Here is a 21,607-nt window from a genome sequence, read left to right on the forward strand (position 1 = left end):
CCTCGTTACCGCGTAAGGTTAAGCAGTGATGTCACACCACTTGGAATACATAGCGGACACCAGCGAGGGAGCTGTTCGCGACCTCGGCGTTGCCCGGGCCCTTCTTGACGACGTCCGCAACGGAACCCGCGGACCTACCCTGCGGGTCTATCAGCCGCAACCCACGGTGGCGTTTGGTGCCCGCGACCGGTTCGCAGAGGGTTTCCCACAGGCAACCCAGGCGGCCCGCGCTCACGGTTTTACTCCAGCACTGCGGACCCTTGGGGGACGCGCGGCGGCGTACCACCTCGGGAGCTTGGTGCTTGACCACATGGAACCGGCCAGCACGCTGTACGGCAAGACTCAGGAGCGGTTCACTGAGTTTGGTGAGCTGTACGCCTCAGCTTTGCGCACGCTGGGTGTGGATGCGCGCGTTGGTGAGATTCCTGGCGAGTACTGCCCGGGCGAGTTCTCAGTCAACGCGGCCGGGCGCATCAAGATCATTGGGACAGCGCAACGGGTGACCAATAAGGGGTGGTTGTTTTCGTCCTCGGTGATTGTGACGGACCCGCAGCCCATTCGTGCGTGCCTGACCGAGGTCGAAGCCGCCCTGGGTGTGGAGTGGGATCCGCAAACGGGTGGAGCGTTGAGTGAGCTCCACCCGGGGATCACGGTTGAGGACGTCAAAGACGCGTTTTTGACCGCGTACGCAACGGAATGGGACCTGTGCGAAACCGCGCTCACCAGTGAGGTTATCGAAGCCTCCCGCGCATACGACGAGAGGCATCGGCTAGCCTAGTTAGCTCTTCTTGGCGGTGGATTTCTTCGCCGTGGTCTTCGAGGCGGTCGTCTTCCGGGTGGTCGTCTTCTTCGCGGTGGTGCGCTTCTTGGCGGGTCCCTTGGCACGTTTTTCGGCCAGGAGCTGGAACGCGCGTTCTGCGGTGATGGTCTCTACCGAGTCGTCTTTACGCAGGGTCGCGTTGGTGGTGCCGTCGGTGACGTAGGGGCCAAAGCGACCGTCCTTCACAACGACGGGCTTCTTGGTTTCGGGGTCTTCGCCGAACTCCTTGAGCGGAGCCGCCGCTTTGCGCCCGCCGCGCGTCTTGGGTTGCGCGTAGATCGCCAGCGCTTCTTCGACTGTGATGCTGAAAATCTGGTCTTCGGATTCCAGCGACCGCGAGTCGGTTCCCTTCTTCAGGTATGGCCCGTAGCGTCCGTTTTGCGCGGTGATGTCCACGCCTTCTTGGTCCTGGCCAACGACCCGGGGCAGGCTCAGAAGTTTCAGCGCTTCTTCCAGCCCAACGGTCTGCAGGTCCATGGATTTAAACAGCGAGGCGGTGCGTGGCTTGGGCTTCTTGGTGCCGCGTTTGGCGGGGGTGTCTGATTCTGGTAGCACCTCGGTGACGTAGGGGCCAAAGCGCCCGTTCTTGGCAACGATCGTGTGCCCGGTTTCCGGGTCCACGCCAAGTTCGCGGTCGCCGTCGCCCTGGGTTTCGATGAGTTCGCGGGCTTTTTCGGCCGTGAGTTCATCCGGGGCCAGGTCGTCTGGAACTGATACGCGCTTGGGTTTTTCGGGGTCGTCGGTGGGTACTTCAAGGTATGGTCCGTACCGGCCCACGCGCAGGGTCACGTCGTCCGCGATCTGCACGGTGTTGACTTCGCGGGCGTCAATGTCGCCCAGATCGTCCACGGTTGGTTTGAGTCCCGGGTGGTCGCTGGCGGGTTGGTCACCGGTTGGGCCGTCGGTGACTGCGGCTCCGGCGGCACCGGTTCCAAAGTAGAAGTCGGAGAGCCACTGTGTGCGGTCGAGTTCACCTGCTGCGATGTGGTCGAGTTCCGTTTCCAGGTCAGCAGTGAACTGGTAGTCCACGAGTCCGCCGAAGTGCTCTTCAAGCAACCTGACCACGGAGAATGCGAGCCAGCTGGGCACCAGCGCGTTCCCGCGCGGGCGTACGTATCCGCGGTCTTGGATCGTGGAGATGATGGCCGCGTAGGTGGATGGGCGCCCAATTCCCAGTTCTTCGAGCCGTTTGACCAGGCTGGCTTCTGTGTACCGAGGTGGTGGCGCGGTTGTGTGCCCCGCGGCTTCTGCGGAGTGGACGGCGAGTTCTTGGCCTTCGGTGACTTGTGGGAGGCGAGAACCGGCGTCACCGGAGTCGTAGCGGCTTGCGTCGCGGCCTTCTTCGTAGGCGGCAAGGAATCCGCGGAAGGTGATGACCGTTCCCGAGGCGGTCATGCCTGCCGTTGCCCCGTCCCCGAGGTGGGTGCTGAGGTCGGCGCTGATTTTCATGGTGGCGGTGGAGCCTTTTGCGTCGGCCATCTGGGAGGCGACCGTGCGCTTCCAGATCAGGTCGTAGAGTTTGAACTCGTCGCTAGACAGTTTGCCTTGCACTTGGGCGGGCGTGCGGAACGAGTCACCTGCGGGACGGATCGCTTCGTGTGCTTCCTGCGCACCCTTCTGCTTCTTCGCGTAAACCCGCGGGGAGCCGGGGACGTATTCGGGCCCATAGAGTTCGGTGACTTGCTTGCGGGCGGCGGCGACGGCCTCGGCGGACAGGGCCGAGGAGTCCGTACGCATATATGTGATGTACCCGTTTTCGTACAGCGACTGGGCAACGCGCATAGCTTGGCGGGAGCTCATGCGCAGTTTGCGGCCGGCTTCCTGTTGCAGGGTTGAGGTGGTGAACGGGGCGGCGGGCCGGCGTGAGTACGGCTTGGTTTCAAGCCCGGAGACGCTTAAGGGCGCGCCAGCGTTGAGCACGGAGGCGAGTTTGGTGGCGTCGTCCTTACCCAGTACCACGACCTCAGAGCTGGCCTTTTTCAGCTGACCGGCGTCGTCGAAGTCACGGCCGGTGGCCACTTTCTGGCCCAGGTAGGTGGTGAGTTTGGCGGCGAATTCTTCACCGTCGGCGGCATCTGGCAGGGCCAGTGCGAGGTCGAGGTCCCAGTAATCGGCGGGGATGAACTTCATGCGTTCACGTTCACGCTCAACGACCAGGCGGGTGGCAACAGACTGGACGCGACCGGCCGACAGCCCGGCACGGACCTTGCGCCACAGAACCGGCGACACTTCGTAACCGTATAGACGGTCGAGGATGCGACGGGTTTCTTGGGCGTCGACGAGGTTGGTGTCGAGTTCACGCGTGTTTTCTAGGGCGCGGGCGATGGCTTCCGGGGTGATTTCGTGGAAGACCATGCGCTTGACGGGGATTTTTGGTTTGAGCACTTCGATGAGGTGCCACGCGATGGCTTCACCTTCGCGGTCCTCATCGGTTGCGAGGTAGAGTTCGTCGGCGTCCTTGAGGAGCTTCTTAAGTTCAGTGACCTTTTTCTTCTTGCCGGGGTCCACCCGGTAGTAGGGGTCGAAGCCGTTGTCCACGTCCACGGCGAACTTGCCGTAGGGGCCCTTCTTCATGTCGGCCGGGAGCTCTGACGGCTGAGGCAGATCACGGATGTGGCCTACGGACGCTTCCACATCGTAGCCGTCGCCCAAGTATCCAACGATGGTGCGGGCTTTTGTGGGTGACTCCACAATAACGAGGCGACGTGGCTGAGTGGTTGGCACGAGAGTCCTTTCTCACGCAAGTGTGTACGCGTCCACTTGAATGTAGCACTTGTGATGTGTGCGGTTTTATGAGTTGGGGTACAAGATACCACTGACAACCGCTTCACGAACCTGCGCTACGAGTTGCGACGCGAGCATATCAGGCTCCACGTCGAGCAACTGGGCGAGGGCGTGAGCCACGGCCCGCAGGGTGAGGCTGCCGTCAGCAACTCCGATGCAACCGGCGAACGCGGTGTCGACAGTCATTTCGCGGGCGAACCCGGTTCCCACTTCGATGGTGATGGTGGTGGGCGATTCGTCGCCGGGGGTGAAGTGGCGGTGTTCGACAACGCCTTCGTTGCGGATGAACGCGGTGTCGAGCAGTTCGTTGTCGTCTGCCTGGTTGAGCCACTGGATGAGGTCGAAGCGCACATCGAGGAACTGTGCGATTCCACCGGGGTTGGCTCCCAGCGGGCCGGGGCGGGATTCGAAGTGACGGATGGGAGGCGCTGGCGGGTGCCCGTCTGTGGCGGCCTCGGGTTCCTCAGCCCGGGCCCGCACCTGGATCCACCCGAACGCGATCCGGGTGACACCTCGGGAAGCGAAGTCGTCGAGCCACGCGGCCGTGTCTGCGTTCCAGCGGGAGCTGCCGGGCACCACTCCCCCGTCGCGGATCCACGTTTCAGCGTAGTGGGCGGGGGTGAGCTGTTCGCGTTCGATGACGCTGATGTCGACGGTGTTGGGGACCCAGCGGGTGGGGTCTGTGGGGGTTTCGGGGTCTTGGGTGGGGTCTTCGCTAGTGGCGTGCGTGATTTCCCAGTTGCCCAGCAGACATGCCGTGCCCGAGGTGGTCAAGTGGTTTGGCAGCTGGGCGAGCAGGGTGCGCATGAGTTCGTCACCGGTGTGGCCGCCGTCGCGGTATTCCAGTGTGGCCGTGTGGCCTTGTGGCGTGATGACGAAGGGCGGGTTGGAGACGATGAGGTCGAACTGTTCTGGGGTGGGTTCGAAGAGGGAGCCTTCGCGGGTTTCGATGTTGTGGGCGCCGTTGAGCGTGGCGTTGGCGCGGGTGAAGGCGAGCGCGCGGGGCGAGATATCGGTGGCGATGACGTGGTCGCAGTGGCGGGCTAGCGCGATGGCTTGAATGCCACACCCGGTACCCAGGTCAAGCGCGGTATGCACGGGGGTGCGCGGGGTGATGTTGAGGAGGGTGCGCCCGGCACCGCCCACACCTAACACGAAGTCACCGGCGACGGGTTCGTCGCGGACGAGGGTGCCGTGGTCGGAGAAGAGCCAAATGTGTTCGGGGGCGGGGTCAGGGGTGGGTTCGTTTGCGTGGTCGCTTAGCCCTGGGGGCACTTCGACGGCGCGCAGGGCGAAGGGGGCGAGTATGGTTCCGGCGCGTTCGAGTAGAGCGCCGGCTTTGGTTGCCGCGTCGAAAAGGTGGGTGCCTAGGGAGATGCGGACGACCTCGGCGTCCATGGTGGCCGCGCACACGAAAAGGTTCGCCAGCACCGAAAGCGGGTCCGTGCGGCCTGTCAGGAACCAGCGGGCGGGGGCGGCGTTGTTGCGGGTGAGGGCGTCGTCGATGTCTGCGCCCCACAGTTCGTGCAGGCCAGCGGGGGTGAACCGGTGGTGGTTCAGGGCGTGGCGCAGGGTGTTGCCGGTGGTCTGATCAATCGTGAGCACAGGCACTACTCTACGGGCCGGTTTGGGCTGCGGGCTACGGGGTTGTGTTGAGCGTGACCGCTAAGGTTGGGGTGTGCTGATTGATCTGGTGACCGCGTTTGGCGAGCGGGCTGACCGTGTGACGCATGCGCGCAGTTTTCCCGCCCGCGAGGCGCAGTTCGCGGATTGGCCGGAGTGGGTAAGTCCCGAGGTCGTTCACGCGTGGCAGGTCACGGGTATTGAGCGTCCGTGGCGGCACCAGGTGGAGGCGGCGCAGAGGGTGTGGGCAGCCGGGGCTGGTGCGGGTGATGAAGCCGGCGCGGGCGACGAGTCTTGCGTGGACACAGTCATCGCCACGGGCACGGCCAGTGGGAAGAGCCTGGGGTTTTGGTTGCCGGTCACGCAGGCGGCGTTTGAGAGTCGGGATGCGTTGCCTACCAAGGTGGCGACGACTCTTTATATTTCTCCCACGAAGGCGTTGGGGCATGATCAGTTGTCGAAGCTCGTGTCGCTGCCTCTGCAGGGGGTGCGGGCGGGCAGTTTCGATGGGGACACCTCGGAGGCGGACCGGCAGTGGGCCCGGCAGCACGGCAACATCATTTTCACCAACCCCGATATGTTGCACCGCAGTATTTTGCCTGGTCACGAGCGGTTTCGCCGGTGGTTTAAGAACTTGCGGTTTGTGGTTGTTGACGAGGCGCACAGGTACCGAGGCGTGTTTGGGTCGCATGTGGCGTTGGTGTTGCGCCGGTTGTTGCGGGTGGCGGCGTTGTATGGGGCGCGGCCCACGGTGGTGGGGGCGTCTGCGACGATGGCTGACCCGGCCGCCGCGTTTAGCAGGTTTACGGGCCGGGAGGCGTATGCGGTGACGGAAGATACGTCGCCTAAGGCTGCGGGCACGTTTCTTTTGTGGGAGCCGCCGTTGGTGGCTGGTGAGGAGGCGCAGCGCCGGTCGACCATCAGTGAGGCCACGAGCATGTTGGTGGATACGACGTGTGCTGGGGTTCGGTCGATTGCGTTCATTGCGTCTCGTGCGGGAGCCGAGGCGTTGGCGGACTCGGTACGTAGCCAGGTGGGGCGGATAGCGCCGGAGTTGACCACCTCGGTCGCGGCCTACCGGGGCGGGTACTTGCCCGAGGAGCGCCGGGCCTTGGAGACGGGCTTGCGCGGGGGCAAGTTGCGGACGGTGGCCTCGACGAACGCGCTGGAGTTGGGGATCGACATCAGCGGGTTGGACGTGGTGGTGATCGCAGGCTGGCCGGGCACGTTGGCGTCGTTGTGGCAGCAGGCCGGGCGTGCGGGCCGAGCGGGGCAGGAATGGTTGGCGGTGTTGATCGCGCGGGATGACCCGTTGGACACGTATGTGGTGCACAACCCGGAGCATGTGTTTGACGCCCCGGTTGAGGCCGGGGTGATTCACCCGGAGAACCCGTATGTGGTGGCGGGGCATTTGTTGGCGGCGGCTGCTGAGGAGCCGTTGACGGAGGACGACTGCCGGTTGTGGTTTGGTGAGCGGGCCGTTGAGGTAACGCGCGAGTTGGCCGAGGCAAAGTATTTGCGCGCCCGTCCCACGGGGTGGTTTTGGGCGAAGGCAGAGTCGGCGGCGGCGTTGACGGATATTCGCGGGTCTGGTGGCGCGCAGGTGCGGTTGGTGGATCAGGCGACGGGCATGTTGTTGGGCACGGTGGATGATGCGGCTGCGCCCCGGCAGAGTTTTCCGGGTGCGGTGTATGTGCATCAGGGTGAGACGTTTTCGGTGTTGGAGTTGGATTTGGCCGAGCGGGTGGCGTTGGTGGCGCCCGCGACGGTGGATTACACAACGCAGGCGAGGTCGGTGACGGAGATTCGCGTGGTGGGCACCGAGGGGTCGCGTGGGTTGCCCAGCGGGTGCCGGGTGTTTCATGGGGCTGTTGAGGTGACGACCCAGGTGACGGGGTACATCATGCGACAGAACGGCACGGGTGTGGTGTTGGGTGAGCGGCCGTTGGATTTGCCAGCACAGACGTTGCGCACGCATGCGGTGTGGTGGACGGCGCCGGATTCGGTGGTGGAGGACGCCGAGGTGGTTGCCGGCGATCTGCCCGGCGCTGTGCACGCGGCCGAGCATGCGTCAATTGGGCTGTTGCCGTTGTTTGCTGGTTGTGACCGGTGGGACATTGGCGGGGTTTCTACCGCCCGGCACGCCGACACCGGGCAGGCGACGGTGTTTGTGTATGACGGTCAGTCAGGTGGCACCGGGTTTGCCGAGCGTGGGTTTGAAGTTTTTGAGGAGTGGCAGCAGGCGACGCTTGATGCGATTGACGCGTGCGAATGTGCTGCTGGTTGTCCGTCCTGTGTGCAGAGCCCCAAGTGCGGCAACGGCAACGAGCCTCTTGATAAGGACGCGGCGTTGCGGTTGTTGCGTGAGGTGCTGGAGTAAGACTGTTACTTCGGCAGGGGCACGCCACTCAGTTCGCCCTGTCCAGTTCAAAGACAGGGCCCATGTTCGCAGTTCACCATTTACACTCCCCAGCCCGGCACCAAGCTTCCCACCCGACGAGCCTTCGCAACATCAGCTTGTTCTCCAGCTCAGTTTCTTCAGATCCGTCCCGAGATCCGTCCCGGCTGGCCCGACCGTCCTACGGCTAACTGTCTTCCCTGCAGTTGGCCTTTTCTCAAAACGGCGGGAAGTCGCCTACAAGCTCTCCCGACCTCGGATTCCCCTAGCCCAGGTCGCTCAAGTCCTACAGCTGGCGACGCCCGACTGAGGCAAACTGTCTTCTCAGAACTACGGGAGGCCACCAGCCCTGCTTTTACTACCGTCAGAACGTCAGAACGGTGGCGCGTCACCAACCAGTTCTCCCGGCACCGGCGCATACTCCCAAACAGACCGCTCGTCGCACTCAGTTTCACCCTCACGGGTAGCCTGCTCGTCGCCCGGCTCACCCTCAGCGTCAGCCGACTCATCTGCCTCTTCTGTCTCAACGGGCCTAGTGATTTCTTCCTGCGTCACGAACTGCTTCGAAGCCGCAACCCCCGCCTTTGCATGTTCAGCGTCCAGAAAGCCATCCACCGAGCGACTCACATCCAACTTCCCCGCGTCGAAGAACTGGACCAACTGCTCGAACTGCTCCTGATTAATTCTGGACTCCGGCGGATACACCAGCGTCGTGCCGATCCGTGGGAACTCAACCGCCAGTCCTCCGTCGTCACGTGTGGTGATGCTGATGCGCCTGTTGGTTTTCTCCTGGTGATGCTTCTTACACAACGGGTGCAGGTTCTCCAGCACGGTTTGCCCGCCACGCTTAGGGTCCGTATGGTTGAACGGCTCTATGTGGTCCTTCTCGCACACCCGTGCCGGCACCGGACACCATGGCACCGAGCACATCACTGACCGAGCTTCAATCACGCGCTTGAGTGGCGCTGTCACGCGGTACTTTGTGGGGGTTGATTGAAGCACAACACCAGTGTCTGGGTCGGTAAACATCCGATACACCCACGTTGCCCGCGAGATCAGTTCATCAGCAGTCTGGTCATCAATCGGAGTGCGATTATTCACCATCGCGGGCACATTCAGACGTTCCCGTACCAAAACTGGGCGAGCCATGTTCCCGTCATTTTCGCGCGTCGCGGTCTCGTGCGAGCCATCTTCTTCTGGCGGTCCCGCACCTTGGGCATTTTCATTAGGCGCTTTGCCACCTTGCGCACCTTCAGTTCGCGCATCTTCATTCGGCGGATATCCAGCTGGCGGGACTCCACTTAAACCACTTCCATCCGGAGGATCGTCACCTTGTGGTTTACTGTCTGCGTTCATTCCGACTGGTTGCTCTACGCCCGGCGGTTCACCACCCGGATCTGTTCCGCCCGGGGGCCGATCTTCCGTTGCCTGACCGTCACCACTAGGCACTTTCACACCGTTTGCTGCCAGATCCAGCTCAATGAGTCCCGGCATTTGATCCTTGAGGAAGTGGAGCACGGGGACCGTGACGTTGATGTTGGTCTGAGCTTTTAACCATTCCTCGTTGATTGGCATGGAGATGCACAGCTCCATTTCATACACGCGCTGCGCATTGTTGGCTTCCCATTTGTCGTTAAACACGGGAACGCTACTTAGCCCCTTGACTCCTTCACCTGCAGAGTCAACGCTTTCGTCATGCTCCACACTGGCCGGTTTCCGTTGCCCTGTGGGTACGACTTTTGCGTGTACTTCAGTACTGGGAATAGCGCCGACAGCCATGTCGAATAAGAGTTGGTCCATCAACCGGTCGTCGTCGATTTCCACGTCACCCAGGTCACCGACCCGGAGTTTAACCTTTTCACCAGATTCGCCGGGGACAAGGATTTCGCGGTCTTTATCCGAAAGCGTGGCGATGAACGGATCGATATCGTTTTTCTTCACCGCCCGCGCGCAACCACTTAAACGCGCGAAGTACGCGTGCATTACCAGGGTGGGGCCGGTCATCGTCACCGTGGACGTACCGTCTCCGTTGTCCCAGTACCGCACGCACCGGTTTCGCACCGCGTCTTCGTTTCGGCTCTTTGGGGTGGTCAGCATCGCAATGATCTCATTGACGTGTTTTCTAAACGTTTTGAAGGTCACGTCCAGTCGTCGCGACGTGAGAAGCTCATCGAATAGTGGAACACAGATCCCCAAGTGCGACAGCCTTCGGGCGACATATGACACCCGGTCATATCCAACGACACCGGCTTTCGCTAATGCCCACAGCTTGGGCATAAATAGTGCTCCCGTCACCACCCGACGGGTCTCAGTGATCACCTGCGGTCCAGTGCAGTCCATGAACTGCGAAAGCATCCCCACCGTTGGAGAAGGCAACGAGTCCAGCAACTGTTCTACGTCTTTTACTGAAACCACACCACCGTTAGGCGTGGGCACGCATACGACAGTGTCATCAATCGATACCCTGGGTGCTTGTTCGCGCACTTGACCAAACGCATCAACCCGAGTTTCACCAGCGAAACTGGGGACTTGCCCGACGACAGTCGGAGCTGCTCCCGCCTCGGCATCAAAAACTGTGCGTAGCTCCGACGAGTCATCTGTCAATGGGTCGAGGTGAGCAACGACCACAGAAACCAAGGCTTCCGCGCGCTTAATAGTCGCATCGTTGACCTCACACTCAACTTGCCCGAAAGCCTCAAACACCGCATCACTGGGTTCGCGGTAAAGGTCCATGTCTTCCTCTAAGCCTGGATTAAGCATCGTTGCTCACCTCCTTTGTGGTTCTAGCCTACCATCATTCGAACACACATTCAATATCACTTGAAGTTTTTATTTGCTCAACTTCGATATATGTTCTATCTTTCAGCGTAAAGGAAAGTCACTGAGCCACATCGAACTCCCGCGCTCCACTGGGCCGCCGTAGCGCTCATGGCGAACCCGCCCCCCGAGGTCGTTCAAGCTACCGCTCACCACCAACGTCAGGATCCCGGGGCCGTTCGAGTTCCCGCACAATCGGCGCTGTCCATCGGAAGGGCTACCACCTACTTCGCAGCACTCAGGTTTCGCACTCATTTGACGCAGCCTGGTTCGACTTCTTCTCCCTCCCCTCCCCCTCCCAAAAACACTTGAAGTGAAACTCGTATGTGTAGCTAGTTCCAGCGCACAACCCACCCACCAACGCCAACACAGGAAGCACCACAGCAAACTCAGCAGTCACCGTGCCACCTTCACTACTCCGGGCTCTTACCCTGCGTTCACCCGACCCGCACATCCACCTCGTCGAATCCGCGCTCAAGTGGGCGCGCACTCGCGCTTCACAATCTCGCGCCGAACCACCGTCGCCGCTCCCCCAACTGGACTGATGGACCGCGTTCAGCAGACCCTCACAGCAGACCACCCTGAGCACACCAATCCCAGCCTTCTGCGATCTCAGCACTCCCGCACTTCACATCGCGCCCACACACTCAATACCCTTGCGGGTTACCGGCCACCGCGGTCACCTTGATCGCTTTCAGAGGTTTGGGCATCTCAGCTTTCACTTCCACCTTCACCGTGCCCAGATCCGTGCGCGCAACACAGTCGGCCAGGTCGAGCCCCTCACGCTCCACCATCTCCTTGGCCACCTTGCACGGTTCACCAGGCACCTTGCCGCGCACCGCGTCAGCCGCACCCAACGCAGCCAAGTCCGCTGTCCCCTCGGCATGCGCCTTAATCAACGCGCTTCGCCCAGCGAACCCCACCGCGCCCATCAGCACCAACGCACACGCAGTCAACGCAACCGCCATCACCGTCGCGGTCCCCCGCTCGCGCGCGCCATAGTCTCGCTCACGCATGCCATAGTCCCGCTCACGTGCGCCACGCCCCTGTTCGCAAACCCCACACACTCGCGTCACAGAGCCCGCGCTACACACCTCAGCCTCAGCGTCCACCAATCGAACCATCACTTTGACCCTCCGTCCGCGCTTCAGCCGACGCCTCCACATCCTTCATGATCGGATGCAACGCTTTTGGCAACGTCGTCTTCACATGCACCTTCGCAAACGCTCCACCCTGCGACACCGTCACGGTCGAGCCAGGCCCCGCTTTACGCTTAGCCGCCTTCTCAATGTCATGTACGGGCTCGCCTCGGGCAGCTTCCCTGGCACCCGCCCGAGCCGCCTCATACACCCGCACCTGTGCAATCCCAATAACACCCGCACCCACCACGAGGATCAGCACCAACACCAACGCAGGAAGCACCACAGCAAACTCAGCAGTCACCGTGCCACGTTCACTGCTCCGCCCCCTTACCCTGCGTTGGCCAGAGCCTGTTCGGCGCTCACCCGACACACTCCTGCGATCGCCAAGCACACTGACCGACGTCACAGTCCCATGCCCGTCGAACCCAGCACAGCGCCCAATATGTTCAACTCTTTCCTGCACCGATCCCCGCAGTGGAGCGAGCCAACGCATTACTGCCCCATTCTCAAAGCGACTTGCATGAGATCCAGCAGAATGTTGTTGATCGGATCGCTCTTGAGCAACACCACCAACAGCGCCGCAAAACCGCACGCAGCCAGAGTTGTAATCGCGTACTCTGCCGTAGTCGCCCCGGTCTCATCACTCAGATCAATACGAGTAATTTCTTTCGACTCCATCGTCTTTCCTTTCTCTTTGTCTGCGATGGACTTTGAGCGTCTCGCACCGCACTCCCCCTCCGAAAGAGACCCAACCACAACTGTGGAAAACGCCGTTTCATCCACATGCCACCGGCCACTCCAACACGTTCACTGTCCACAGGCTCCGCGCCTCAGCAACAACCCAAACCTCACCGCACAAAAATCGCCGACATGTCGCCCACCAACGTGATCACCACCGGCACCACACCCGTGAGAATCACCGACGGCAAAACGCACACTCCCAAAGGAATCACCAGGTGAACGCCTAGTTTCGCAGCCGCCATCTGTCGACGCCGGCGTTCTGCCCTACGCATATCGGACGCCAGGCCCGATAAAAGCGGCGCCAACGCCACACCCGTGGACCTCGAGAATTCCACCAGCGAAACCACCGTGCGGTGCTCGCCAACCGGATCCTGCACTCCCGCAAACGCGTTATCCACAGACCCAAGTGCCAAAGAACGACCTAACCGACCCAACCCCGACCGGTCCTGCGTAGCCCTCGCCGCCAACTCAAACGCCCTCGGAATCGGCAACCCCGCCCGCAAACAAATCGCCACCAAATCCAAGTCGAACGCCAACTGCTCAACCCGACTCTCCCCCAGCGTGAGCTTCCCAAACGCCCACTTCCACACCCGCACAAACACACTGCTCCGGTGCACCCGCCTCGCCTGCGACAGCTGGCTCAACCTCCCAGACGATCTGGGCCACAACAGCCACACCACGCACCCCGCGCAGACCCCCACAATCAACACAGCCACAGTGCTCACCTCTACCTCGCACTCGACAGCATGGAACGCATCCAAATCCGCCCCGCCACTAAAAGCACCAAACCACCACAAATACTCAGCGCACCCGGTAACGACGTCACCAACTCCACCAAGTCAGCCCCCACCAGCACCGCCAACCCCAACGACATGATCGGTAACCAGCTCAACACCATTACCGTCGAAATCGGCCCCGCCAACGCCACATCGCGCTCCCGCATCGCATCCGCCCGGTCCCTACACGTCGACGCATACGACTCCAGCATCTCGGCCGCCGGCGCACCCGCCTGCTCCGACACAAACCACACCGACGCCATTCCAGTAAGAATCCGCGCGTCCTCATCGCCCAGCTCACCGGCGTACATGCGCAACGCCTGATCCGGCTTCTCACCCAACTCCATGGCCCGCGCCACCTTGCGTAGCACCCGCTCCACCACCTCGTTATCCGGCAGGTCCGCCACCAGCGTCATCGCCCGCGCCGGCTCAATCCCCACCTTCAACAACTGCACCGCCCGGTCAATCACCGCGATCATGGGCGAATCCTCGCTCCCATCGACCGCAACCGCAGCATCGCCCCTACCACGCACCCGCATCACGAACGCGCGCACGCGGTCCCGGAAACGACCTCGGCCCCCTTCAAGAGCCCCACCGCCCCGGCCGGCCCCGCTCCCACCGAAGCCCCCGCGAAAAGCCCCACCAACACTCCCACCAAAAATCCTGCGCACCCGCGCCCCCGCGCCGGGCCCCATAAACAGCCACACTGCAGCCGCCGCGCACAGCCCCGCACCAAACGCCACCACAACAAACACAACAATCACCAAGCCCTAGCCCCTACCGCCAAAACCCACTAACCCCGCAACCGCGCGGCCAAATCCGCCCAGCCGGGACCTCGGCCACTGCCTAACTCCCACGCCGGAACCGTCGAAATCACACCACTGTCCAACACCGGAACCGCCACCTGCGACACCACCCGCCCCCTGGGCCCCCGCGTCACGTGCACAATCACATCCAACGCCGTACTCACCTGCGACGTCACCGACTCCGGCGTCATCCCAGCCAACGCCCCCAGCGCCTCCAACCGGGCAGGCACCGCACTGGCCGCATTCGCGTGAATCGTGGCGCACCCGCCCTCATGCCCCGTGTTCAACGCGGTGAGCATGTCACGAACCTCGGCCCCACGACACTCCCCCACCACCAACCTGTCCGGCCGCATCCGCAACGCGTTCTTCACCAAATCAGCCATGGACACCTCACCCATGCCCTCCACATTCGCCTGCCGTGCCGACAACTGCACCACATGCGGATGCGCCACACTCAACTCCCGCGAATCCTCCACAACCAACAACCTCTGGTCCGGATCCACCTCGGCCAACAACGCCCCCAACAATGCGGTCTTCCCCGACCCCGTCCCACCAGAAATCAAGAAATTTTTCCGCCGTTCCAACACGTGCAACAACAAGTCAGCCACATCCGGCACCACCGTCCCCGCCCCCACCAACTCACTCAACGTGAACCCCCGGTGCCGCGGAATCCTAAACGACAACACCGTCACATCCCCCGACAACGGCGGGATCACCGCGTTCAACCGCACCCCATCGGGCAACCGCACGTCCACCAGCGGCTGTGAGTCATCCAACCGCCGCCCGCCCAACGCCGCCAGCCGCACAGCCAGCGCCCGCACATCCGCCTCGGTCCCCAACGACACCGGCACCCGGCACAGCCCCTCACCGTGGTCGGCCCACACGTCCCGCGGCCCGTTCACAAACACGTCCGTCGTCGACACGTCATCCAACAACGGCTGCAACGGCCCCGCGCCCGCCAACTGTGCGGAAATCTTCGCCACCAGTTCCAGCACCGCCGCGGACCCCAAAACCCTCCCGGATCGCGCAAGCGCGCTCGCCACCGCCGAGGTCGTTACCGGCCCCGGATTTTCCAGCAAGTAGTCGCGGACCTCGGCTACGAGATCGTCATCAAGCCACTCCTTCATGACCACTCACCGCTCCTCCGCGAACACGTCATCAAACAGGTAACTCGCGAACTTCGCCAGGTTCGTGCGCCCGCGGGGCAGCCCTTCACCTCGGTCCAGCTTTTCGCCCAACGCCACGTCATCCCGGAACGTGCCCGCCAGATCCACACCCACCGCTTTGGCAAGCAACTCAGCGTCCACCCCACCGCGGCCGCTTTCCCGCACTGCCACCCGGATCGAGGAGTGCACCTGAGTGAGTCTGCTCGCCACCGCCGCCGTGGCTACCGCGGCCCGCACCCGACCCGGCGTCACCACAGTCATGCTGTGACACGTGGCCGCCCACTCGATCGGCGCATGCCGGGGCAGGTCAATCACCACGAAGTCAAACGCCTGCTGCGACGCCGCGATCACCGCATCGAACACGCCCTCCGTGATCTTCGACGTGTCCTCATCCAACGTGCGATCCCACGACAACACCGACAAGTTCCCCTGCCTGGGCAACGCGTCCTGCAGCGTCGAAGGTCGCAAACGCCCACGTGAACTCGCCAACGCGGGCCACCGCAGTCCCTCGATGTTTTCGCACCCCAGCACCACGTCGAGCCCGCCACCCAACGCATCAGCGTCGACTAGCACCGTGGACACCCCGGACTCCGCACTCTGCCGCGCCACCGCGCACGCCAGCACCGAGGCGCCGGCCCCTCCGGTTCCCCCAATCACCCCGTGGGTCAACGCAGGCGCCCGAGGTGGTTCGACCGCCTGAATCATGCGTTGCGACAACCATTCGGCACCGGCGGGCAGCACCACCACGTTGTCCACCCCCAGCCTGGCGGCTGCCCGCCACACGTCATCCCCGGCCCCTTCGGCTCCCACCAGCACACTGGGTATCCCCGGCGTTGCGGGCGCATGGGTGACGTCCTCGCCTACCAGAATGAGGACGGCGTTTTGCCAGCCACCGCTGTCGGGACTGCGGACTTCCAGAGTCACCCCCACCCCGTCGGCCAGCGCGGAACAGTGTTCGATCAGACTTTGCACGTGCGTGAATAAAACTATTTGCATAGCTTCACTGTGTGACGCCGTACACCTGCGTTCCAGAGCCGGTCACGCATCTGTGGAAAACCGCAGTAACGACCCCTGGCTGTGTACAAAGGTGGTCAACCTGTGTCGCAGAGTTACGCGTGCCCCGGCCCGTAGCGGGTCACCCCCTCACACACGCACACACAAAAGCACCCGCACCGGGAGTTATCCACAGTGCGGGTGCTATGAGTGCGTGTCTACGGGAGGATCACATCGGACACATTGTGCAAAACGCCTTCCTCTTGTTCACTGTTGTGCACAACAAAAGACGTGCCACGGTTCTGAACCGCCAGGAACCATTCACCTGGCGTGACCATAAATACGGTATTCCCCGTGGCCTCATCCACCGCCGGGCGAGGGTCCGGCACCGCAAACCAGAACGCTTCAGACGCCGGCGGCTGAGCCTGCTCTTCGGCTTCCTGTTGCGGCTGCACGGCCTGCGAAAGTTGCGTCTCCTGGTCCGCGGACGCCACCTGCTCACCTGCTGCCCCGTTTGCTCCCTCATTCACCGGTTCGAAGCCCTGCTCCGAGTATTCGTACGGCCGGAAGTACTGCGTGGGCTCGTTGTCATCGACCACTCCGGTTTCCGCGTCACCACGCGCGTCGGGCTCACGGCGCGAGTCACCCTGAGCGCTCGAACCCGCCTCCGAGGTGTCCTTCACCGTGCTCTCACTGCCGGCTTCGGTCGACGCGTCTGGCTTTGCCCACGGGTTCTGCGACTGCGCTGTTCCCGCGCCAGCTGTTCCCTCATCGTTGGCCACGCCTGCTCCAGCTACTCCTGCAGCTACACCGGCGCCTGCGACGCCTGCCGCCACTCCGGTCGCACCAGCGCCGCTGTTACCGCGGCTTTCGTCCGCCCGGTTGGGTTCCGCCGCCGAGGTTGTCTGCCCCGAACCATTCACATCACCCGCGCCTTGCGCCCAGTTGGGCTCCGGTGCAGATTCAGCCTTCTGTGGTTCGTCAGATTTCTTCGGATCGTCTGCCTTCTGCGACGTACCGGCATTCTGCGGTTCTTCCGCTGCGCTACCTGATGCGGACGAGTTCTGCGCCCACGGTCCACCTGGCTGTTCGCTTGCCTGGTTTTCCTTACCACCAGTCACGAACGCCTGAGTGGGCTGGTTTTGGGCGTAGCGAGGTTTCTGCGCACTGTGACGCCCCAGGTACGTCTGTTCGTCATCAGACGTGTGGAACGTGTCATCACTCTTCTGGCCCTGCTCCTGATTCTGCGGCGCACCCGCACCGTGTCCCGTGTTACCGCCCGCGGTCACTGACTGACCACTGGGCGCCGCCCACGGCTGCTCTTGTGCGGAACCAGGCTGCGACGCCGACTCGTGCGCACCAGCACCTGGCTGCGACCCCTGTCCCGGTGCGAACTGTGAACCCGGCTGTGAACCAGGCCCCGCGTGTGTTCCAGGCTGTGAGCCGTGTCCACCAGCAGACTGCGATCCTGCCTGCGTTTGATCAGGAGCTCCAGCCACTGAACCCTGCCCTGGTGCGAACTGTGAACCCGGCTGCGCGCCCTGCCCTGGTGCGAACTGCGAACCCGGCTGCGAACCGTATCCGCCAGCAGGCTGCGAGCCCTGCCCACCGTGATTCTCAACAACGGGTGCCTGTGCTCCCTGCGCCACCTGTGCGGCCGGCACAGCACCGCCCTTGGTGTACGGACGAGCCTTGGGGTGTGCATCAACAGCTGGACGGTGCGCAAACTCTTTGCCAAACACCGGAATAACAGTCAGCGTTCCTACGAGGAAACCAATGATCGAGGCCAGAACACCAAACACGGCACCCACATGGAAATACGTCACCATTGTGGCCAGCAACACCATGTTCATCGCGAGCGCTACCGCGCACAGCACCGAAATCAGCTGATCCACACTCAGCGATCCGATCAACCGAATGCTTCCCGTGAGCTTGTTAACCAAAGTGAGTACAGCGGCCGCCAAAATAGGCAGGACACCCAGCACCACATAACCAATCGTGGCGGCCGACCACCGTTGCACGAACCATTCGGCACCAGCCGAAACTCCCTGCGCACGAATGGCGTACCCCGGCGTGGCCAGCGCTACAAGCGCAAACAAACCGGCCACCAAAAGCAAGATGTCTCGCAGAGTCAACGGTCCAATTAGCCCTGCACCCGGAGCCTTCGACTGCTTTGGTTTTTTAGCTTTCTTGCCCACATTTTCCGGCATGGGCACGCCTGCGTTCGCACCGCCGAAGCCACCTACCTGCTGTGGCGCGCTCCCGTATCCAGGTTGCCCGGGCGCTGATCCAAACCCAGGCTTCTGTGGCGCATTTCCATATCCAGGCTGACCACCCAGCCCCTGGTTGAACTGTCCCTGACCACCCGGTCCGGAGTTCGGCTGGCCCTGGTGCGCAGGCGCGCTACCGTACGCCGGCTGCTGGGGTGCTGACCCTTGGGCCTGCCATGACCCACTGTGCTGTGGTCCTGATCCCGAGGCGCCCCACGGGCTTCCGCCGCCTTGTTGACTCTGCTGGCCTTGCCCTGGCGCCTGTTGCCCAGGAGCCTGCTGGCTGTGACCCGGCGCCGGTTGGCCGTAGTGCCCACCGGGGTATGAAGCGTTGGGCGCGCTACCGAGGTTCGGTTGCCCGCTAGGTTGCCCACCAGGCTGGCCGTGCTGCCCAGGAACCGGGCCACCAGGCTGACCGTACTGCCCGTTCGGCTGCCCGCCCGGCTGTCCTGCGCCGGGATACTGCTGCCCGCCCGGCTGCGGCCCACCAGGTTGCCCACCTGGTTGCGGTGCGCCCGGTTGCTGTCCTTGACCCGGTGCGCCCCACGGGGATGGAGAGTTTGGATGACTCATACAGGGATACTCCTTAATCGGACTTCAGTCTCATACTGTCAGAATTTCGGCGGTCACACTAAGAAATCTTTCAAAAGTTTCGTTATATGGTGACTACGCACGCCCGCATTTGGCCCCATGTATTGTGACTATGCAGGCCCAACTCACCTCAATGACGAAGGAGAAACCAGTGGCAGCGAACGACGACGTTAAGCAGAACACTTCCAGCTTGATGGACGAAACCCGAACCTTCCCGCCTTCGCAACAGACCACCTCGGCCGCGAACGTCACCCAAGACGAATACCAGCGCGCAGAAGCAGACCGACTCAAGTTCTGGGAGGACAACGCGCGCGAACTCGTGTCGTGGGATAAGCCGTTCACAGAAGTCCTCGACTGGTCCAACCCGCCTTTTGCCAAGTGGTTCGCCGACGGCACCCTGAATGTCGCCTACAACTGCCTTGACCGTCACGTGGAGGCCGGCAACGGCGACCGAGTGGCCATCCACTTCGAAGGCGAGCCCGGCGACTCCCGCTCCTACACATACGCTCAGCTCACGGAAGAAGTCTGCAAGACCGCCAACGCGCTCGCCTCCCTGGGTGTCAAAAAAGGTGACCGGGTTGCGGTTTACCTCCCCATGATTCCCGAGGCCGTCATCACCATGCTTGCCTGTGCCCGCCTGGGTGCCGCGCACTCTGTGGTGTTTGGTGGGTTCTCGGCTGACGCTCTGCACTCCCGCATTGAGGACGCCCAGGCCGAGGTGGTTGTCACCGCTGACGGCGGGTTCCGTCGCGGAAAGCCCTCGGACCTCAAGGGCACGGTCGATGCCGCTTTGAGCAAGTCGGAAACTTCCGTCAAGCACGTCCTGGTCGTCAAGCGCACAGGCGAAGACACCAACATGGTTGAGGGCCGCGACCAGTGGTTCCACGACGTCGTGGGCGACCAGCCCACCACTCACACCCCCGAATTTTTCGAAGCCGAGAATCCGCTGTTCGTCCTGTACACCTCGGGCACCACCGGCAAGCCCAAGGGAATTCTGCACACGTCAGGTGGATACCTCACGCAGACCGTGTACACCATGCGCGCTGTATTCGACATCAAACCTGAAACCGACGTCTACTGGTGCACGGCTGACATCGGGTGGATCACGGGCCACACCTACGTCACCTACGGTCCCCTGGCCGCAGGCGCCACACAGGTGATCTACGAAGGCACCCCGGACACCCCACACCAGGGCCGTTGGTGGGAAATCGTGGAGAAGTACAAGGCCACAATCCTGTACGCCGCGCCTACCGCCATCCGCACGTTCATGAAGTGGGGCGAAGAGATCCCGCAGAAGTACGACCTGTCCAGCCTGCGTTTGCTGGGCTCCGTGGGCGAACCCATCAACCCAGAAGCGTGGATGTGGTACCGCCGCGTGATTGGCCGCGACGAACTGCCCATCATGGACACGTGGTGGCAGACCGAAACCGGTGCGCACATGATCGCGCCTCTTCCTGGGGTGACCTCACTTAAGCCCGGTTCCGCACAAACCCCACTTCCCGGAATCACCGTGGAAGTCGTGGATGACAACGGCCAGAAAATCGGACCCAACCAAGTTGGCCTGCTGGTCATCAAGGAACCCTGGCCGTCCATGGCACGTACCGTCTACGGCGATCCTGAACGGTTCAAGGAAACCTACTGGTCCCGTTTCGAAGGCATGTACTTCGCCGGCGACGGCGCCCGCTATGACGACGACGGCGACATCTGGTTCCTGGGCCGCGTCGACGATGTCATGAACGTATCCGGACACCGCTTGTCCACCACAGAAATCGAATCCGCACTCGTCAGCCACCCGTCAGTTGCCGAAGCCGCAGTTGTGGGAGCAACCGACGAAACCACCGGTCAGGCTGTTATCGGGTTCGTGATTCTGCGTGGAAACGTTCAAGACACCGACTCGATCGAACAGGAACTCCGCGCCCACGTAGGCCAGGAGATCGGTCCCATCGCCAAACCCAAGCGCGTGTACATTGTGGACGAACTCCCCAAGACCCGCTCGGGTAAGATCGTGCGCCGACTTTTAAAGAACCTCGCCGAAAACCGCGACGCGGGAGACGCCTCCACCCTGGCCGACGCCTCGGTCATGGACGCGATTGCAGCCTCGGTTAACCGCGACAGAAAGTAAACCGACCATTCACGTTGGTTTCAACACAAAATCAAGCGCGGTTTCACCTCGAGGGTAAATAACGCCTATCCTTGAAAAAGAAACTCTCTAGAAGCCGTCTGCAGGAGGACGCTCCATGACCGAACGGTCCCTGTCTCAGCTCATCCAGGACATCAAGGATGACAGTCAAGCACTTGCGCAAGAGGAAATCGCTCTGGCGAAGACCGAAGCGCAGGCCGGTGCCAAGAACCTGGGAATCGGTGGCGGGCTGGCCGTTGCAGCCCTGTTCCTTCTGTTCCTGTCGAGCTTCATGGCAATTTTTGCTCTGTCCGCGGTATTCCACGAGGTCGCTAACCTGCCTTGGTGGGCTAGCTTCCTGATCGTGTTCGGGATCCTGGTGGTCATTGCCGGAATCATGGTGGGCGTGGCAATTCCGCTTCTCAAGAAGGGCAACCCCACACCTACCGCCGCAATTGACCGTGGAAAGTCTGTCAAGGACGCCATTGTGCGTGCCTTGAAGAACCCCACCGGCCCGCGTTACTGATCATCAAGCAACGCAAAGCGAGCGTGACGGCGCGT

General features: G+C 62.3%; 15 protein-coding genes. 4 read left to right on the plus strand and 11 right to left on the minus strand.

Annotated features, from left to right (window positions below; translation table 11 throughout):
- Positions 1 to 28 precede the first annotated feature (28 nt).
- Positions 29 to 778, plus strand: coding sequence for a lipoate--protein ligase family protein (locus QP868_RS06720; protein WP_284925867.1), 750 nt, complete (start codon positions 29 to 31; stop codon positions 776 to 778).
- On the opposite strand, the gene topA is transcribed toward QP868_RS06720, so the two are convergent.
- Both topA and QP868_RS06730 read right to left on the minus strand, forming a co-directional pair.
- On the minus strand, positions 779 to 3,544 hold the full coding sequence (topA, locus tag QP868_RS06725; protein ID WP_284925829.1) for a type I DNA topoisomerase: 2,766 nt from the start codon (positions 3,542 to 3,544) through the stop codon (positions 779 to 781).
- A 66-nt stretch (positions 3,545 to 3,610) separates the two neighbouring features.
- Positions 3,611 to 5,209: a N5-glutamine methyltransferase family protein gene (locus tag QP868_RS06730; protein ID WP_284925830.1), complete on the minus strand. Its 1,599-nt coding sequence runs from the start codon at positions 5,207 to 5,209 to the stop codon at positions 3,611 to 3,613.
- 73 nt (positions 5,210 to 5,282) lie between these two features.
- Here QP868_RS06730 and QP868_RS06735 point away from each other — a divergent pair, with 73 nt between their 5' ends.
- Complete coding sequence (locus QP868_RS06735) at positions 5,283 to 7,607, plus strand: DEAD/DEAH box helicase (RefSeq protein WP_284925831.1); 2,325 nt, start codon at positions 5,283 to 5,285, stop codon at positions 7,605 to 7,607.
- 390 nt (positions 7,608 to 7,997) lie between these two features.
- On the opposite strand, the gene QP868_RS06740 is transcribed toward QP868_RS06735, so the two are convergent.
- The 9 genes from QP868_RS06740 to QP868_RS06780 form a co-directional block, all read right to left on the minus strand.
- Positions 7,998 to 10,385: an HNH endonuclease gene (locus QP868_RS06740; protein ID WP_284925832.1), complete on the minus strand. Its 2,388-nt coding sequence runs from the start codon at positions 10,383 to 10,385 to the stop codon at positions 7,998 to 8,000.
- A gap of 704 nt (positions 10,386 to 11,089) precedes the next feature.
- Entirely contained in the window at positions 11,090 to 11,458 is a 369-nt protein-coding gene (locus tag QP868_RS06745) for an Rv3654c family TadE-like protein (protein WP_284925833.1), read from the minus strand.
- Between the two features lie 85 nt (positions 11,459 to 11,543).
- Positions 11,544 to 11,885, minus strand: a complete 342-nt coding sequence (locus tag QP868_RS06750) for a TadE family type IV pilus minor pilin (RefSeq protein WP_284925834.1) — start codon at positions 11,883 to 11,885, stop codon at positions 11,544 to 11,546.
- Positions 11,886 to 12,076: 191 nt separating this feature from the next.
- Complete coding sequence (locus QP868_RS06755; protein ID WP_284925835.1) at positions 12,077 to 12,262, minus strand: DUF4244 domain-containing protein; 186 nt, start codon at positions 12,260 to 12,262, stop codon at positions 12,077 to 12,079.
- A gap of 170 nt (positions 12,263 to 12,432) precedes the next feature.
- Positions 12,433 to 13,041: a type II secretion system F family protein gene (locus tag QP868_RS06760; RefSeq protein ID WP_284925836.1), complete on the minus strand. Its 609-nt coding sequence runs from the start codon at positions 13,039 to 13,041 to the stop codon at positions 12,433 to 12,435.
- Positions 13,042 to 13,052: 11 nt separating this feature from the next.
- Positions 13,053 to 13,865, minus strand: a complete 813-nt coding sequence (locus QP868_RS06765; RefSeq protein WP_284925868.1) for a type II secretion system F family protein — start codon at positions 13,863 to 13,865, stop codon at positions 13,053 to 13,055.
- A gap of 29 nt (positions 13,866 to 13,894) precedes the next feature.
- A complete protein-coding gene (locus QP868_RS06770; protein WP_284925837.1) occupies positions 13,895 to 15,034 on the minus strand; it encodes a TadA family conjugal transfer-associated ATPase in 1,140 nt (379 codons plus the stop codon).
- A gap of 6 nt (positions 15,035 to 15,040) precedes the next feature.
- Positions 15,041 to 16,069: a septum site-determining protein Ssd gene (ssd, locus tag QP868_RS06775; protein WP_284925838.1), complete on the minus strand. Its 1,029-nt coding sequence runs from the start codon at positions 16,067 to 16,069 to the stop codon at positions 15,041 to 15,043.
- 215 nt (positions 16,070 to 16,284) lie between these two features.
- Positions 16,285 to 18,909, minus strand: coding sequence for a hypothetical protein (locus QP868_RS06780; protein ID WP_284925839.1), 2,625 nt, complete (start codon positions 18,907 to 18,909; stop codon positions 16,285 to 16,287).
- 151 nt (positions 18,910 to 19,060) lie between these two features.
- Between QP868_RS06780 and acs the strand changes: the two genes are divergently transcribed.
- A complete protein-coding gene (gene acs, locus QP868_RS06785) occupies positions 19,061 to 21,049 on the plus strand; it encodes an acetate--CoA ligase (RefSeq protein WP_473964634.1) in 1,989 nt (662 codons plus the stop codon).
- Positions 21,050 to 21,164: 115 nt separating this feature from the next.
- Entirely contained in the window at positions 21,165 to 21,572 is a 408-nt protein-coding gene (locus QP868_RS06790) for a phage holin family protein (protein ID WP_284925840.1), read from the plus strand.
- Positions 21,573 to 21,607: the final 35 nt, after the last annotated feature.

The sequence above is a fragment of the Brevibacterium sp. UMB1308A genome, from assembly GCF_030230605.1.
In the GTDB taxonomy this organism is placed as follows: Bacteria; Actinomycetota; Actinomycetes; order Actinomycetales; family Brevibacteriaceae; genus Brevibacterium.

Coding starts and splice junctions, on each gene's coding strand:
- QP868_RS06720 (WP_284925867.1), top strand. CDS start 29: ATGTCACACCACTTGGAATACATAGCGGACACCAGCGAGGGAGCTGTT.
- QP868_RS06740 (WP_284925832.1), bottom strand. CDS start 10,385: ATGCTTAATCCAGGCTTAGAGGAAGACATGGACCTTTACCGCGAACCC.
- QP868_RS06745 (WP_284925833.1), bottom strand. CDS start 11,458: ATGCGTGAGCGAGACTATGGCGCGCGCGAGCGGGGGACCGCGACGGTG.
- QP868_RS06755 (WP_284925835.1), bottom strand. CDS start 12,262: ATGGAGTCGAAAGAAATTACTCGTATTGATCTGAGTGATGAGACCGGG.
- QP868_RS06770 (WP_284925837.1), bottom strand. CDS start 15,034: ATGAAGGAGTGGCTTGATGACGATCTCGTAGCCGAGGTCCGCGACTAC.
- ssd (WP_284925838.1), bottom strand. CDS start 16,069: ATGCAAATAGTTTTATTCACGCACGTGCAAAGTCTGATCGAACACTGT.
- QP868_RS06780 (WP_284925839.1), bottom strand. CDS start 18,909: ATGAGTCATCCAAACTCTCCATCCCCGTGGGGCGCACCGGGTCAAGGA.
- acs (WP_473964634.1), top strand. CDS start 19,061: ATGACGAAGGAGAAACCAGTGGCAGCGAACGACGACGTTAAGCAGAAC.
- QP868_RS06790 (WP_284925840.1), top strand. CDS start 21,165: ATGACCGAACGGTCCCTGTCTCAGCTCATCCAGGACATCAAGGATGAC.